This is a genomic window from Woronichinia naegeliana WA131 (genome assembly GCA_025370055.1).
In the GTDB taxonomy this organism is placed as follows: Bacteria; Cyanobacteriota; Cyanobacteriia; order Cyanobacteriales; family Microcystaceae; genus Woronichinia; species Woronichinia naegeliana.
Genome location: CP073041.1, coordinates 4232563 through 4249090 on the forward strand (window position 1 = coordinate 4232563; position 16528 = coordinate 4249090).

Annotated in this window: 13 protein-coding genes and 1 pseudogene; 8 read left to right on the forward strand and 6 right to left on the reverse strand. The window is 38.2% G+C overall.

What is annotated here, in order from left to right; translation table 11 throughout:
• Positions 1 to 239: 239 nt before the first annotated feature.
• Entirely contained in the window at positions 240 to 1259 is a 1020-nt protein-coding gene (locus tag KA717_21375; GenBank protein UXE58590.1) for an IS1634 family transposase, read from the forward strand.
• Positions 1256 to 1420, forward strand: coding sequence for a hypothetical protein (locus KA717_21380; GenBank protein ID UXE58591.1), 165 nt, complete (start codon positions 1256 to 1258; stop codon positions 1418 to 1420). Before KA717_21375 ends, KA717_21380 begins: the two co-directional genes overlap by 4 nt.
• Here the strand turns inward: KA717_21380 and KA717_21385 are convergent.
• Both KA717_21385 and KA717_21390 read right to left on the reverse strand, forming a co-directional pair.
• Positions 1402 to 2445 carry an IS630 family transposase gene (locus tag KA717_21385; GenBank protein UXE58592.1) on the reverse strand — a complete coding sequence of 348 codons (1044 nt, stop codon included), beginning with the start codon at positions 2443 to 2445 and terminating at the stop codon, positions 1402 to 1404. The genes KA717_21380 and KA717_21385 overlap by 19 nt on opposite strands.
• A 399-nt stretch (positions 2446 to 2844) precedes the next feature.
• Entirely contained in the window at positions 2845 to 4044 is a 1200-nt protein-coding gene (locus tag KA717_21390; protein ID UXE58593.1) for an ATP-binding protein, read from the reverse strand.
• A 93-nt stretch (positions 4045 to 4137) separates the two neighbouring features.
• Here KA717_21390 and recG point away from each other — a divergent pair, with 93 nt between their 5' ends.
• Positions 4138 to 6612, forward strand: coding sequence for an ATP-dependent DNA helicase RecG (gene recG / locus KA717_21395; GenBank protein UXE58594.1), 2475 nt, complete (start codon positions 4138 to 4140; stop codon positions 6610 to 6612).
• A gap of 418 nt (positions 6613 to 7030) precedes the next feature.
• On the opposite strand, the gene KA717_21400 is transcribed toward recG, so the two are convergent.
• The gene (locus KA717_21400) at positions 7031 to 10258 is read right to left on the reverse strand and encodes a pentapeptide repeat-containing protein (protein ID UXE58595.1); all 3228 of its coding nucleotides are present in this window, start codon (positions 10256 to 10258) and stop codon (positions 7031 to 7033) included.
• Between the two features lie 400 nt (positions 10259 to 10658).
• Between KA717_21400 and KA717_21405 the strand changes: the two genes are divergently transcribed.
• Together KA717_21405 and KA717_21410 are read left to right on the forward strand one after the other, a co-directional pair.
• Positions 10659 to 10907 (forward strand): type II toxin-antitoxin system RelE/ParE family toxin, encoded by a 249-nt coding sequence (locus tag KA717_21405; protein ID UXE58596.1) that lies wholly within the window; start codon positions 10659 to 10661, stop codon positions 10905 to 10907.
• A gap of 15 nt (positions 10908 to 10922) precedes the next feature.
• Complete coding sequence (locus KA717_21410; GenBank protein ID UXE58597.1) at positions 10923 to 11132, forward strand: hypothetical protein; 210 nt, start codon at positions 10923 to 10925, stop codon at positions 11130 to 11132.
• A gap of 218 nt (positions 11133 to 11350) precedes the next feature.
• Here the strand turns inward: KA717_21410 and KA717_21415 are convergent, their stop codons facing one another.
• The 3 genes from KA717_21415 to queF are packed head-to-tail and all read right to left on the reverse strand — an operon-like array spanning position 11351 to position 13858.
• On the reverse strand, positions 11351 to 12412 hold the full coding sequence (locus KA717_21415; GenBank protein ID UXE58598.1) for an AI-2E family transporter: 1062 nt from the start codon (positions 12410 to 12412) through the stop codon (positions 11351 to 11353).
• Between the two features lie 43 nt (positions 12413 to 12455).
• Entirely contained in the window at positions 12456 to 13409 is a 954-nt protein-coding gene (locus tag KA717_21420; protein ID UXE58599.1) for a lysylphosphatidylglycerol synthase domain-containing protein, read from the reverse strand.
• Positions 13410 to 13417: 8 nt separating this feature from the next.
• Entirely contained in the window at positions 13418 to 13858 is a 441-nt protein-coding gene (queF, locus tag KA717_21425; protein ID UXE58600.1) for a preQ(1) synthase, read from the reverse strand.
• Positions 13859 to 14043: 185 nt separating this feature from the next.
• Here queF and KA717_21430 point away from each other — a divergent pair, with 185 nt between their 5' ends.
• The 3 genes and pseudogenes from KA717_21430 to KA717_21440 all read left to right on the forward strand — a co-directional run bounded on the left by KA717_21430 (position 14044) and on the right by KA717_21440 (position 16437).
• Positions 14044 to 15087: an IS630 family transposase gene (locus KA717_21430; protein ID UXE58601.1), complete on the forward strand. Its 1044-nt coding sequence runs from the start codon at positions 14044 to 14046 to the stop codon at positions 15085 to 15087.
• Between the two features lie 37 nt (positions 15088 to 15124).
• On the forward strand, positions 15125 to 15688 hold the full coding sequence (locus tag KA717_21435) for an IS1634 family transposase (GenBank protein UXE64745.1): 564 nt from the start codon (positions 15125 to 15127) through the stop codon (positions 15686 to 15688).
• Between the two features lie 210 nt (positions 15689 to 15898).
• A pseudogene (locus KA717_21440) lies at positions 15899 to 16437 on the forward strand (transposase).
• The last annotated feature ends 91 nt before the right edge of the window (positions 16438 to 16528 follow it).

Sequence of the window (16528 nt, forward strand, 5' to 3'; positions counted from 1 at the left end):
AGTCGTTTTTCTTGTGAAAAATGGTGTTAATTTTCCTCTCTTTTGTGAGGAGTGATTTGTGTTGACCTTTTTAGACAGAAAGGAACAATAGATTAAACAAAATCTGTATTTTGATTTGTTTCCATAAGGATAAGTTATCTATGCTTTTTCAGTCCATACTTCCCTAACCCACATTTCTTTCGTTTTTTGACTTTTTCAGCAAGCCCCAATTAGGAGATGGCAATGAATCGGACAAAAAGGTGTTTCCCCAGATAATCAAAGACTGTCAAGAAACGTTGAATATGGAAGGTTTATCGGCGATTGATGGAGCTTTTTATACGGCGGAAAATGTGGGCATGGCGAGGTCAATTCAATGGTTAAGTCGTGTCCCTCTGAAAGAAGCCACTGAGACTTTGGCAAATATATCAGAAGACCAATGGCAGCAGGGTGAACAGGACGGTTATCGTTGGCAAGTGAGGGCTTCGGAATATGGGGGTGAACAGCAACGATGGCTTGTGGTCGAAAGTGCTCAACGTCTCCAGTCCGATAATAAAGCTATAAGTCAAAAAATTGAGAAAGCCGATAAAGTTGTCAAAAAAGAATGGCAGAAACTTTGTGGACAGAATTTTGCTTGTGAGGCCGATGCTCTTACTGAGGCTCAACTCTGGCCAAAAACCTTGACTTATCATCAACTCAGTCAAGTTGAGGTTCAGACTATTCCTTACTATGCCAAGGGAGGAAGACCGAAACAAGGGGCTACCCCTCTCGGTTTTCATTACCGCTTAACTGGGCAATTAAGCCTTGATTCCTCTTGCTTGGAAGCCGCATCTAAACGGGCTGGACGTTTTATTTTAGCTACTAATGTTCTTGATTCTCAGGTTTTGAGTCCCGACCAGATGTTGGCTGAATATAAGGCTCAACAAAACACCGAGCGCGGCTTTCGCTTTCTCAAAGACCCTTTCTTTTTTGCCTCTGCTCTTTTTCTCAAGAATCCTCAACGCATTATGGCTTTGATGATGATTATGGTTGTCTCTTTATTGGTTTATACTTTGGCACAACGTCGCTTACGACAGGCTTTGGCTCTTGCCCATCAGACTATTCCTAATCAAAAGGGTAAACCGACCGCCATTCCCACTCTGCTTTGGGTCTTTCAGTCTTTTCTGTTTATCCGTTGGTTAGAGATTGACGGCATTCAAACTATCGTTAATTTGACCTCCAAACACAAACATATTCTTTCCTTTCTTGGCTCTTCATGTCAAAAGTACTACTTTGTCTCTTGACTTACCTGCGGAATGTGGGCTATACGGTCTTAAATCAATTGGTAGGGGAAGTGGCGATTGCTCTAAATCAACCGAAAGAAAAAATCTCAGTAGAGATGGTGTTTCGGAGTCTATACTATGTAGCGAAGGCTATTGCTATACTTCAAACGTTCATAATCTGAGATTTATCAAAGCGTTGAAATCGTAAGGTGAGCAAAGAATCAAGCTCCTCCTTATATTTTACGTTAGCATCTTCAAGACATCCTGAAATTGCTGCAGAAAACTGCGTAAAATCTTCATAATATTTTGCGTATAAACACTTCTTCTTCACAAACTTCCACAGTCTTTCAATTAAATTCAAGTTAGGAGAATAAGGAGGTAAGTACAGTAACTCTATTCCTAATGATTCTGCCAACTCCTGCACAATTCGGCATTTTTGATAACGAGCATTGTCTAATACCAACGTAATCGGTATTAATAGTCCTAATTCTGCTATCTTTTCTAGGAGTTCACAAACCTGAGTTCCCGTAATATAAGAACTGTTCGTTACCATAATTACTTCATGGGTAATTGCATTTAATGCTCCTAACACATTAAAACGTTTTCTCCCTGATGGTGACTTAATAAAAATCCTTTTGAAGCACCATATAAAATTTACAAATGCTCCCATTACAAAATGAGAGGCATCTACAAAGAAAACTGCCCTTTTTCCTGCTTTTGCCTCTTCTAGCCTTGGTTCTAGCTCTTTTTCTCTATAGCTATCCTGAGCTTCTACATCTGCTTTTGATGGAATTGTTCCCACCTTTAGACACCTCATTCCTATTGACTTTAAAAATTTTCTGACTTGCGTTGGACTTCTTTTTATTCCCGTTAATTCTTCTATTCTTTTTACTGCTTCATTTATTCTTGCTGGTGGATTTGACTCAAAATATGCCTCAATTTTCCCTTGATGCTCTGTTAACTCGCTTTTCGGGCGATTAAATTTTATTTCTTTTAGTTTTTCTATCCCGCCCTCTTGATAATCACGGATATAGCTTGTCACCGTATTTACTGAAACTCCTGCGAATTGAGCAATTTTTTGATGAGATAATCCCTGACTTTTTAACCATAAAACTTCCATCTTTAGCTGTACTCTAGGATGCGGGTGATTAAACCGACCGTAAGACAACAGTCTTTTGTCTTCTTCCGTAAATTCTAACTTAATCATTTCTCAGCCTCTTGACTACTTTTTCTATTTTTACTATATTATCTCTTATTTTTAAAATTCGCAACTTGTGACCGTGTTCAGTATAGAGTAGAAAAGCCTGATACAGTAACCTATCTGGCTGAACGTGCTAAGTTATTTGGTTTGGTCAAAGCTGAGAGAAAGCGACATCGAGAAAAGGCCGCTCTCAATCAACAAATTTGGGAACCCATTCCTTTAAGTTGACACGGATGACTACCATCCCATGGCTACCCTAGTGAACGGATCGCTCAACTAGCCCTCCAACATCAAGCCCAAATGATTTTTCCTCAAAGTCCACTCAGTCTGCTTTTGCCTAAATTCCTTGCCGCTAAACTTGCCTCTTCCCCAAGCCCTGATATGCTTACTTTGGCCGCATAGTTATTACCTTATCTGGCATCCATAAACTTCGCACTGTCCAGTTTTATAAACCTCTACTAATAAATTCCATTGATCATCTTCTACTGTGCGATGATAAATCTCCCTCGCTTGAGTAATAGAAAGCTTTGCTGCTTGTTTGGTAATCGGTAGATTTTCAATATGATCAAACGCCGAACGAATCAATAACATCAGATTACGAATATGTCCCCCACTCATTAAACATAGTTTCTCTAAAACTTCCATGCTTTGAAAAACATTAGTTTCTAAAGGTTGGGTTGGTGCATACTTCCGCACACGACGAGCAATCAATTCTTTAAGCTGTTTCATCCCTTCATCACAAATCTTTTGATTATCAGGCATTTCCACCATAATCATCGGCAAAACTAAGGGATCATTATCATAAATATCTCGCAAATCTGAAACACGAGAAGAATAGACCATTGAAATAGGAATGGTATAAATAACGTGACAATCTAATCCCTTTAATTGATTAGCTCGATCAATAAAAATCTCCTCATGGTTTGTGCGATTATTCGTTCGATTCATTGGCACAATGCGGTCTAAATTATCCACAATCACCACTAATTGCGATTGATCGGTTGGTAAATACCGCTTTCCATCCCCAATAAATTCATTTAAGGCACTCAGCAAAGTAACCGTATGAGGGTCTAATTTAGCGCGAATTTTCGTTCGTTCATTGGGAATTGCTCGAATCGTTGAAGATAATTTACCAAATAGTCCGATCGCCGTCTCTAACTTCAGATCATCAAAGCGAATTTCTGTAAACGCTAACTCTTGTAAATCTTTCTGCCTATCAGATAACCAAGTTAATAAAGGTTGAGGATTAGCATTTTTTAACTGCTCCAATAAATGACGAGTACAAGCAATTAAAATATCTGTGTATTGGGCATCTTCTTTATCAATATCTCCTTCATCTGCCGCAAAATAAACGACAAAACAGCCCTGCTTTTCTAACTCTGCTTTTAATCGCAATAATTCTGTTGATTTACCGCCGCCCCGATGACCGACATAAAGTTGACAAGTATTTCGATTAGGCGATCGCAGAATTTTATGGCCAAAATCCCGAATAATATCACTGTCTCCCCGCACTGCTTTTAAGTCAACATAAACAGGATCACCCGCAGGCAGAGCCTTATCAGGATCAAACGCATTATAGAGATTGGTAATAAGGTCTTGAGACATCGGCGATCGCCAAAAATTACTTGTCTAACCCATTATAGACAAATTCCCCGCCTTCCCAACCTCTGCAATTATCATAGAAATTGTCCTCCACCTTTGCCCCTTGTGACAGAACGCGATCGCCCCGACTGGCTACGACTCCAAAAAGCTCTCTCTGTGGAAGCAGAGCGGGGTTTTACTGACTTGCAAGGCAATCAATATCGTTTTAGTGAATTTTTGTGTTTAACCTTGGGACAATCACCGCCGCCTGGTACTCCCGCCCGCCTTCGTCATCGTTGGCAAGAATTAGCGGTCAAATTTAGCGATTACAGTCAACAAACCCTCGAAGAAAGACAATCCCTCGTTGCCACAACTCGTCGTTTTCTGCACGAATTACGCCAAAATCTCGAAACACCTAATGCGCCTAAAACCGTCGTTCGGGAAGTCGAAAATAAACCGCCTGCTCCCCTACCGATTAGCAATAAAGCGATCGCCTTGGATCAACTATTAAAAGAAGTCGAGGATATTGGCACTTATCGAGCGAAAACCTTAGCCTATTTAAACTTACAAACTGTTCGGGATTTACTCTTTTATTTTCCCAGAGATTATATTGATTATGCCCAACAAAAAAGCATTGTCGAATTAAAAGCAGGGGATACGGTTACGCTTATCGGTCGTGTGGTCAAATTTAATATTTTTAATAGTCCTAAAAATCCCAAACTAGCTATTTTTGAAATGATCATACGGGATCAAACAGGACGCATTAAACTCAGTCGCTTTTTAGCGGGGAATCGTTTTACCAGTAAAGCCTATCAAGAAGGTCAAAAAAAACGTTATCCCCCAGGAACTGCGATCGCGGCTTCAGGATTAGTTAAAGAAAATAAATTTGGGCTAACCTTAGATAATCCCTCTATTGAAATTCTAGAAGACCCTAATTCGCCCGTTGAATCCCTTAATATTGGTCGCGTTCTGCCCGTTTATCCCCTCACTGAAGGCGTTCCCATTGACTTACTGCGAAAATGTGTGGTTATTGCTCTAGGGGCAGTTTCCCAATTAGAAGATGCTTTACCTCCCGCCATTCAAAAAAAGTATGACTTAATAGATTTAAAAACCGCGATCGCTCAGATTCATTTTCCCGATGACAATGATAGTTTAACCTTAGCTCGACGACGATTAGTTTTCGATGAATTTTTCTATTTGCAACTCGGTTTTTTACAAAGAAAATATATTCAAAAAGCCACAGAAAAAAGTGTTGTGTTCACCCCTAGTGGTGAATTAATTGAAAAGTTTAATCAACTTTTACCTTTCAAATTAACCAATGCTCAACAGCGAGTTGTCCAAGAAATTTTAGAAGATTTAAAAAATTCTACTCCCATGAATCGTCTCGTACAGGGAGATGTGGGGTCTGGAAAAACTGTTGTTGGAGTATTTGCCGTTTTAGCCGCTTTGCAGTCAGGTTATCAGGCCGCTTTTATGGCTCCAACGGAAGTTTTAGCCGAACAACATTATCGTAAATTAGTGCAATGGTTTAATCTGCTTTATTTACCTGTGGAATTATTAACAGGTTCGACAAGAGTTAAAAAACGTCGTGAAATTCATACGCAATTAGAAACAGGAGAATTACCATTATTAGTGGGAACCCATGCCCTCATTCAAGATAAGGTTAATTTTAATCGGTTAGGCTTAGTGGTGATTGATGAACAACATCGCTTTGGGGTACAACAACGGGCAAAACTGTTAGCAAAAGGCGAAGCTCCCCACGTTTTAACTATGACGGCAACTCCCATTCCTCGTACCATGGCCTTAACCTTACATGGGGATTTAGATGTGAGTCAAATTGATGAATTACCCCCAGGTCGTCAACCGATTCAAACGACGGTTTTAACACCGAAAGAACGGCAACAGGTCTATGATTTGATTCGGCGAGAAGTAGCTCAGGGGCGACAGATTTATATTATTTTTCCGACCATTGAACAATCTGAAAAATTAGATTTAAAGGCCGCTGTAGATGAACATCAATATTTATCAGAAACAGTGTTTCCCAACTTTCAAATTGGTTTGTTACATGGTCGCATGAGTTCAGCCGATAAGGATACAGTATTAAATTCATTTCGAGATAATCAAACCCAAATTATTGTTTCTACCACAGTGATTGAAGTGGGGGTTGATGTTCCCAATGCAACAGTAATGTTAATTGAAAATGCGGAACGTTTTGGTTTATCGCAATTACATCAATTACGTGGTCGTGTAGGTCGCGGTGAACATTCTTCCTATTGTTTATTAATGACTAATAGTAAAAATCCCGATGCCCGTCAACGTTTAAGTGTTTTAGAACAGTCTCAAGATGGATTTTTTATCTCTGAAATGGATTTACGTTTGCGCGGGCCTGGTGAAGTTTTAGGCACTCGTCAATCGGGTTTACCAGATTTTGCCTTAGCGAGTTTAGTAGAGGATCAGGAAATTTTATTATTGGCAAGGGAAGCGGCAGAAAATATGATTAAAACTGATGCCAGTTTGGCTGATTTTCCGATTTTGCAAGGGGAGTTACAACGGCGTTATGAGAAGATAATTGGAGCAGAAATGTTAACTTGATTTTTGATTTTTTAGAGAGCGATCGCAATTTTATCCCCCTAAATCTCTCTTGAAAAAGGAGACTTTTTTGAAGCGGTTTTATCCCTCTGAATCCTCATTTGAAAGGGTGACTTTTTTAAATTTGCAATAAGTCTAATGCGATGAGAAACAAGTGATCAATATTGATGAAATAATTCTCTGTAATTATTATGACTGATGATCAATTGAAACAATTAATCGAGTCCAATGCCAAATCTATTGCGGCTTTATTTGATTTAATGGCAATCGAGCGAGAGGCGATCTCCCAGACACGTTTAGAACAACTGAGCCAGGACTTAGTTAAAACTCCTGAAGAGACTACCGAAATCCCAAGCTGGCGACCCGTTCAAATGGCAGTCATACTTATACGCCAAAAATTATTTAGAATTTCGATACTAAATCAGTCCATATTCTCTGGTTCCATATCGTCTTCAAATTGATGTCTTAACTTGCGATTTATGTTTGCATCCTTTTGTGGATCGTAAGAAGTATCAGGTAAGTTAATTGCTCCTAATATTTTTAGAACATACAAATCACGATTAGTCAAACCTGTTACACCTTTAAAGTCCGCATTACGCCAAGTTTTTAGAAACTCATTTCCTTGAGTTCCAAGAAGTCCATCTGGTTGAGTATCAATACTGATAATTTCTCCTTCAATAGTAAGAATATGGATTAAATCACCATCTTTTTTATATTTCAAAATAAATACGGAATTAATCTTTTTCTGCCACTTTATAGATTTATCTTCCTTTATGTAAGCAATTATTATTTCGTTGTCTCTCGGATAAATAAGATTATCATCAAAATCGCTTTTATAAATATAATCATCACCTGGATAGATAAATAAAATGTATGGAAGGGGTATTGAAAACGCATTTAATTTATTTAATGATTTTTGATTTAAACTTATTGAAGTCCCAACAAACCATCCATTCATGTCATAAAAATGAACATTTTTAAATTGACAGCCTTGCATTTTAGTATTAATCATTAAACAATTTTCACCAAAGACAGCATTGCTAAGATTGGCAAATTCTAAGTTACATCCTGATAGATCAGCAGATGGCAAATGAACAAAACTTAAATCCACGCCATATAAATCTTGCCCAATTAATGCGTTTTTATTATAGGTAGTCAAAATAGTTGCAACATTACCACCGATTGATCCCACTTGACTTAAAGGTTGATTGCGTGTCTGTTTGATAATTGATAATAATCGTTCTTTGACCATTTCCTTGTCAGAGGAAAGCATATTTCTGATTAGAGAAATAATCGCAGATTCGCCTTGATCATCAAAATTGGATTTATTGCCCATTAATGGTTCTTTACCAATTGTTTCAACTATCAAATCAAAATTCTCTGGAAGAAATTCGTCCAACGGTGGAATAGAATTAACGAATCCCTTTTCGTTACATTGACGATGAAAATAAGATGACCAAGTATATTTAGATGATTGCTCTTGATTTAAGCCTGATTGTTCTTTGGCTAACTCCAAAAAATCTGGAGCTAATACTCCTAGTTCAGCAGCAAATTTGTAGGCGACAAAAAATTCTAATAGTGAACGATGAGCAGGCGTATAATCACCATCTGCATTACGAATAAGCATTGTTTGACCCATCATGTCATAATGCCAATGATCAAGATTTTTCTCCTCTTGTACAGCGTGTCCAAATAAACGGCGTAAGCGGTCAGGAAAAAGCCGATAATTGAGACTCATCTGATCCGTAGAAAGCATTTCCCATGATAATTCACAAAGAAAATAAAGTTTGTCAGCTAGTGATGTAAAAGTCCTTTCTGCTTTAATATCCCGCTTCATTTTCTCCTTGACTGCATAGAGATAAATGCGAGACATATCAATGGGTTTACCTGCTTCAATCTCTGGCAATGCTTCTAAGATTAATTCGGTCATTACTGGACGACGAGCTAAATCCAATAATTGAGGATTTCCCATTATCTCTTCTACAACAGAATCATTAGTTCGTAAAGATAAAACTTGACGAATTTGCTCATCATTAAACTTCTCTAATTCCACTACTTCAAATTGTGGAGGTTCACCTGTTAGAGCAGAAATAGAGGCTTTTAATTCTGCATTGAGCAATGCACGTCCTGATTTAGCTTCTGGAAAATGTTCAGTCCGACTGGTTAAAATAGCTTTTGAACCAGGGACAACAACTCTCGCCAGTTCCCAGAAATTATTAATCATTTTTTGTTCATCTACTCTGTCTGCCATCTCATCAAAACCATCAAAAATGAGGAGCAGTTTCCCCATACGATTTAGTTGTTCAAAAGCAGAATAACTAGGCAAAGGAATTTCATATTTACGAAAGAAAAATTCCGAGAATAATGATTCTATACTCACTGCCTTGGCATAATCTCGCAGAGGAATAACCAAAGGAATACGGGGTCTTTCAATACCTTGTTCTTTTGCAGTTTTATATTTTTGTAACGCTGTCCAAGCATAATGTAAAGTTATCCAGGTTTTTCCTGTGCCAAATTCACCCAATATTGAAATATGTTCCTTTGATGGATCACCTAACCAGCGATCAATATAGCCATCAATCCATCCCTCATTTTCTCCATATTTGCTAACAGCAATCTTTTCTTTAGTTATCAGATTAAATTCATCTTTAGTGCAGGCTAAAGGAACATACATTTTATCAATTTCTTTTCGCGTTACTTCAGCTTCTAACCAATCAAGATACGCATTAAAATTAGCATCCTGATCTATAAGTTCATCAAAGGTATAGCAAAATATTTTCTCTTGATTTTCTGGTTTATCTGCTTCATTACGAGCGGCTGGACTAATTCGACGATGGGCTACGAGCCAGCCCTCTTGTGTTTTTTGTGCCTTTACAGACCTTTGTAAAGCTTCAACATCAGGGACTTTTGCTTCCCCTTCAACTCCACGAACTAGAACACGATCATAACCTCGTCTGCCTGGAATACGAATAATTAACTCAAAATATGTATTGTCCTGAACATCATAGCTTTCTATCTCATATTTTAAAGCTGTAAACCATGATCTCATTTCCTGAGAGAGAATAAATTTTCTAACTTTTCCTGAATTGATATTAGTGGTAGGCTGAAGATATTGCAATTGTTGGGCTAGAGCTAGTAAAATATCTTCTGGTTTCTCAAGCCTGACTAATTGATTTTGTAAACTTGTAATACCTCGCTGTATCTCATCAAGCTTTTGATCCCTTACTACATCCGCTGGAGTACGTGTTCTTTCCGTCACATGCCAAAAATGTGATAAAAAATAAGCAAACTCTCGTAGTAGATTAATCCCAATTTCTTTTATTTCATCTCCGAGCGCATATCCATCTATAAATGCTTGTCCTTCGCTAATTAAAATAGAAAAATCGTTCTGTTCAAATGCTTCTCGAAAAGCCTTGCGGATTTGATCTTGCTGAAATAACTCCAAAACAGCTTGAGGTTTGCCAACACCATATTCAACAAGAGAATAAGCATAAACTCCCGCAAAATCAGCAGGAGGATGATCTGGCTCAAAATCACACTTCTTTAATAGCTTAATTACTTCTGTATTACGCTCAAGCTTATTTTTGACGGGATTAGTTGCAACCCCTGTAATACCAGTAATCATTTTGATAACAAAAGAAAGTTCCATCACCTAAGACCTTTTGATTGATGTGCTTTCTATTATAGTGCTTGTTCAGACAGCCATGACAAAATTATCATCACCCTTGACAACATTTTTGAGACCCACGCTCATCAAGTAGGGAGTTGGCTATGTTAGCGTATCATAACAAGTAATTGTAGTTGATGAATAAAACCAGTTAAGGACGACGACGAAAGCAATAATCGCGTTTTTTCCGACTGTTTATAATGGTGATCGCACTTTTTTTGAGTGTTTATGAAGGCGATCGCTTTTTCGGATAGGAGAGGAAAATGGCAATCTTGCCGATTTGTCTAAAATTTACGATATTGTAGAGGGTAGCCGCAGGAGCGTTGAAGTTCACTTGGCCCTTATAGCTCATCTTATTTGACCCATTTAAGGTACTCTCAATGTGAAATATCAAGTTAAGTTTCAGCCAAAAGCAATCAAAGCACTAGACAAGTTACCGACCTCAGAAAAGATCAAAATTGTAACCAAGATTGAAGCTTTGAAGGACGATCTACAAGGAGATGTTAAGAAATTAACGAATTTTACGCCAGAGTATCGCTTACGAGTTGGTAATTACCGAGTGCTATTCGGTATTGAGGGACAAACTTTAACCATCTATCAAATTAAACATAGACGAGACGTTTACAATTGATTTCAGGAGTCTAAAATGCTTGAATTACATCCCGAATTTCTAATCAAAAATGGTAAAAAAGAGTTTGTTGTTCTAACCTATGAAGAGTTTATAGCAATCCAAACTATGCTGGAAGATTTAGAAGACTTGCACGATCTAAGACAAGCCAAAAATGAGCAGATAAATGAGCCATCATTTCCTTTAGAAGATGTTAAGGTAATGCTTGCTATTGATCATCTTTGTTGATTCTATTTGAATTGATTGCTGCTTAAAAATAGATTTAGAGAAGGCGATCGCACTTTGTTTGAGTGTTTATGAAGGCGATCGCTCCTATAAATCCTAACATCTCTATTGCCCTCTTGGTGACTCTTATCACACCATTAAGAATGGGTTCCGTCCATAATAGTAAGCTCCAAAATTTTTGAATGGATAATTATCAACTATTCACTATTCACTATTCACTATCAACTATTCACTAAATCATCGTTATTTTGCAGACCATCTAACATCTCTTTCACAAAACTGGTACAGGGTACGGCAATTAAAACACCGAGGACACCGGCCACCTTAGCCCCAATTAATAAAGACAACAAGACCCAGACCGGATGAACACCTGTAAATTTTCCTAGCAATCGAGGGGCGATCGCATTTTCCACCAATTGATCGATGATAGTGGCAATGATAAAGACTTTTATTCCCAGCCAAAAACTATTGAGCGTTGCTAAAAAGCTAATGATAATAATACTAACCCCACCCCCAAAGGGAAATAAGGCCATGAGGCCAATCACTAATCCAAACAACAAACCAAAGGGAACATTAAAGAGAATAAAAGTAAGAATTAACGATAATCCTAATAAAGTGGCTACGGTTGCTTGGCCAATATAATAATTTTGAAAACTGCGTCGCAAACTTTGCCGAATCCGATGTCGCCAAGGTCGAGGAAACCACTGGAAAATACCATCCCAAAAACTTTTTCCCCGCAACAATAAATAAACCGCAATAATGATAATTAAACCCGCTTCAAAAATACCACCAGCGGCCCCAATAAAAAAGCCTAATACTTGCCCAACAATGGACTGTAACTGTTCTGGTAGTTTCTCCGATAATTTATTTGCCAATTGGCTTAAATCGGTTGGTAATTGCCATTGTACAGACCAATCATGTAGGGCTTTTAAGTGATGACTGCTAGAGGCTCCCCATTGGGGCAGACTTTGTAACAATTGATTAATTTGAGTGGCTAATAAGGGAATAACTGTAATTGCAATTAATCCTAATAAAATAAAGGCAACAGATAAGACTAAAATAACGGCTTGTAATAGCTGAATACGAGGATGACGTTGCAACCAGCGCACAGGATAACCTAAGATAAAAGCAATCAAATTAGCAATTACAAAAATGCGAATTGGAGCTTGGAAATAGTCAATAATGAGGGTTAAAACCCAACCATTTAAAACCATCAAGGGTAATGCCAACCCCCAAACAATAATCTGTTGTCCTTTTGGTGGCAGCCCCTTAAGTTTAATCATGGTTCTTAATCATTATGCCCTGTTATAAATAGTAAGATTTAATTTAGGAATGCAATTTTGCTTGAACTTGTCGGAAACCTTCATAGAAGCCAAGGCTTAGGGTTGCTAACAAAAGAGGTATCCAAAAATAAATGACTCGATAAGCTAATAATGTTCCCAACAGTTGTACGGAGGAAAAAAGGGGGGTTAAACTCAATAAAATGACTGTTTCAAAGATGCCTAGTCCTCCTGGTACATTACTAATTAATCCAACAATTTGAGCCAATAAATAAATACCAAAAAAGCCAGGATAACTGAGGGAGGAATGGTTCGGTAAAAGAATATAAAGAATGGCCGCGGCTAGTCCCCAATCGATCGCCGTAATGATAATTTGCCAAAGGGAAAGATAAAGTGGAACATGGGGTAAACGCCATTTCCCAATTTGGAGCGATTGACGGCTTAAAAGACTTAACCAGAGATAAGCTAAAGTAAGAGTTAAGAAAATAAATCCTAAAGGATGGGCTGAAGCAAAAGGCAGCCGCAGAAAGGAGGGAACCTGTAGGGGATCAATGAGGAACGTAATCCCACCCACCGTCAATAAACCTAGCCAAAAACTGAGATTACAAAAGGCAATAATACTAGCAATTGTACGATTGGAGAGACCCCATTGGCTATAAAAACGATAGCGAATAGCACTACTACTGAGTAAGGCTAATCCCACACTATTGCTAATGGCATAGCTCACAAATCCCACAAATCCTGTTTTGAGATAGGGTAAAGATTCTCCCACATAAGTTATTGCCAGGGTGTCATAGGCCGTTAGGAAAATATAATTAATTACCATCAGCACGCCTGCCCCTAACAGATGTTTGCGAGGAATATTTTGGAGACTTGTTAAAACATTTTGCCAGCCGTAGCGATGTAATTCCTGATGAATGGCCCAAAGGGAAAGACCAAACAATAATAATCCTAATAAAGCTGGCGCGAAACGTTTTAAGGCTTGCCATTGATTCGTCATTGGTCTTATCAAGAAGCTGTTTCCAAGGAATTTAGACTGGCTTTTTCCTGTTGAACTTCAATGACTGTATGCACATTTCCCCTTGGACTAAAGTCTGCTTTGATTTTGACAAATAGAGGATTGCAGGCCGCGACAAAATCATCTAGGATCACATTGACAACCTCTTCATGGGAAATACAGCGATCGCGGTAATGATTAATATAAAGTTTCAGAGCCTTTAACTCGACAACCGTTTGATCTGGACAGTAGGTGATATTAATGGTGGCAAAATCAGGATAGCCCGAAAAAGGACATTTACAGGTAAATTCGGGCAGGGTAATATGGACATCATAGCGACGGCCAACCCTCGGATTCGGAAAGGTAATTAATTGTCCAGACTCAATCAGACGTTCACCATACTTAACTTCAGTACTATTTACGTTCGTAGGCAGATTTGAGACTTCATTCATGGAAAATAGATTTAATGACCGTTAACAATCCTTCTATTATGGCAAAAGATTACCCTCTCCTATCTCCAGTTCTCGCAAACTGATTGCTTGTCCTCTAAGCTATACTGAACACGGTCACAAGTTGCGAATTTTAAAAATAAGAGATAATATAGTAAAAATAGAAAAAGTAGTCAAGAGGCTGAGAAATGATTAAGTTAGAATTTACGGAAGAAGACAAAAGACTGTTGTCTTACGGTCGGTTTAATCACCCGCATCCTAGAGTACAGCTAAAGATGGAAGTTTTATGGTTAAAAAGTCAGGGATTATCTCATCAAAAAATTGCTCAATTCGCAGGAGTTTCAGTAAATACGGTGACAAGCTATATCCGTGATTATCAAGAGGGCGGGATAGAAAAACTAAAAGAAATAAAATTTAATCGCCCGAAAAGCGAGTTAACAGAGCATCAAGGGACAATTGAGGCATATTTTGAGTCAAATCCACCAGCAAGAATAAATGAAGCAGTAAAAAGAATAGAAGAATTAACGGGAATAAAAAGAAGTCCAACGCAAGTCAGAAAATTTTTAAAGTCAATAGGAATGAGGTGTCTAAAGGTGGGAACAATTCCATCAAAAGCAGATGTAGAAGCTCAGGATAGCTATAGGAAAAAAGAGCTAGAACCAAGGCTAGAAGAGGCAAAAGCAGGAAAAAGGGCAGTTTTCTTTGTAGATGCCTCTGATTTTGTAATGGGAGCATTTGTAAATTTTATATGGTGCTTCAAAAGGATTTTTATTAAGTCACCATCAGGGAGAAAACGTTTTAATGTGTTAGGAGCATTAAATGCAATTACCCATGAAGTAATTATGGTAACGAACAGTTCTTATATTACGGGAACTCAGGTTTGTGAACTCCTAGAAAAGATAGCAGAATTAGGACTATTAATACCGATTACGTTGGTATTAGACAATGCTCGTTATCAAAAATGCCGAATTGTGCAGGAGTTGGCAGAATCATTAGGAATAGAGTTACTGTACTTACCTCCTTATTCTCCTAACTTGAATTTAATTGAAAGACTGTGGAAGTTTGTGAAGAAGAAGTGTTTATACGCAAAATATTATGAAGATTTTACGCAGTTTTCTGCAGCAATTTCAGGATGTCTTGAAGATGCTAACGTAAAATATAAGGAGGAGCTTGATTCTTTGCTCACCTTACGATTTCAACGCTTTGATAAATCTCAGATTATGAACGTTTGAAGTATATCATCAACTCAGTCAAGTTGAGGTTCAGACTATTCCTTACTATGCCAAGGGAGGAAGACCGAAACAAGGGGCTACCCCTCTCGGTTTTCATTACCGCTTAACTGGGCAATTAAGCCTTGATTCCTCTTGCTTGGAAGCCGCATCTAAACGGGCTGGACGTTTTATTTTAGCTACTAATGTTCTTGATTCTCAGGTTTTGAGTCCCGACCAGATGTTGGCTGAATATAAGGCTCAACAAAACACCGAGCGCGGCTTTCGCTTTCTCAAAGACCCTTTCTTTTTTGCCTCTGCTCTTTTTCTCAAGAATCCTCAACGCATTATGGCTTTGATGATGATTATGGTTGTCTCTTTATTGGTTTATACTTTGGCACAACGTCGCCTACGACAGGCTTTGGCTCTTGCCCATCAGACTATTCCTAATCAAAAGGGTAAACCGACCGCCATTCCCACTCTGCTTTGGGTCTTTCAGTCTTTTCTGTTTATCCGTTGGTTAGAGATTGACGGCATTCAAACTATCGTTAATTTGACCTCCAAACACAAACATATTCTTTCCTTTCTTGGCTCTTCATGTCAAAAGTACTACTTTGTCTCTTGACTTACCTGCGGAATGTGGGATTCACGACGGCTGAGGCTCGTATCCGTCTCCATTGGTGTCAACTTAAGCCAAAAGCCTTACTAAATAGGGCTTGCTGAAAAAAGCTGAAACCTTTACGGAGAAAAATAGTAGGCGAATTAAGAACCGCTAGAATGCACGAAAATAGGGTAGAATGCCTCAAAACCATTGCATTAAGAAGAGAGAAAGCAGATGTACCGAAAGCGACAGTACTCAATTGAAACACCAGAAAACTTGAAAAATCTGTTCGGCGGGCAGTTAGACGAAGAAAATCGTTGGATAGAAATGTCAAAAATGATTCCCTGGGAAGAATATGAGGAAGAATATGCAAAAAACTTCACAGAAAAAAAAGGAGCCCCAGCCAAATCATTTAGAATGGCATTAGGAGCATTAATTATCAAAGAAATTTCAGGAAAAAGTGACAGAGAAACAGTAGAACAAATAAAAGAGAACCCTTATTTACAGTACTTTATAGGAATGGAAAGCTATAGTAGCAAAGAAGCATTTAATGCGTCAATGATGGTTCATTTTCGTAAAAAAATAGGAATGGAATTAATAAATAAAATTAATAAAGAAATAGAAAAAAAGCGACGGGTGTAGCGTCAGAAAAAAAAGAAAATGAAGGAAAGTTATTGTTAGATGCGACTTGTACACCAGCAGATATAAAATATCCAACGGATATAGGAATATTGAATGATGCCAGAGAAAAAACAGAAAAAATAATAGATAACTGGACAGTGGGAAGTTCTCGAGGCGTGTAAGTGGAGAAAAGAAAATCGGACATCCGATACAAAAGAGTGCCGTTATGTCCGAAACTGGCTG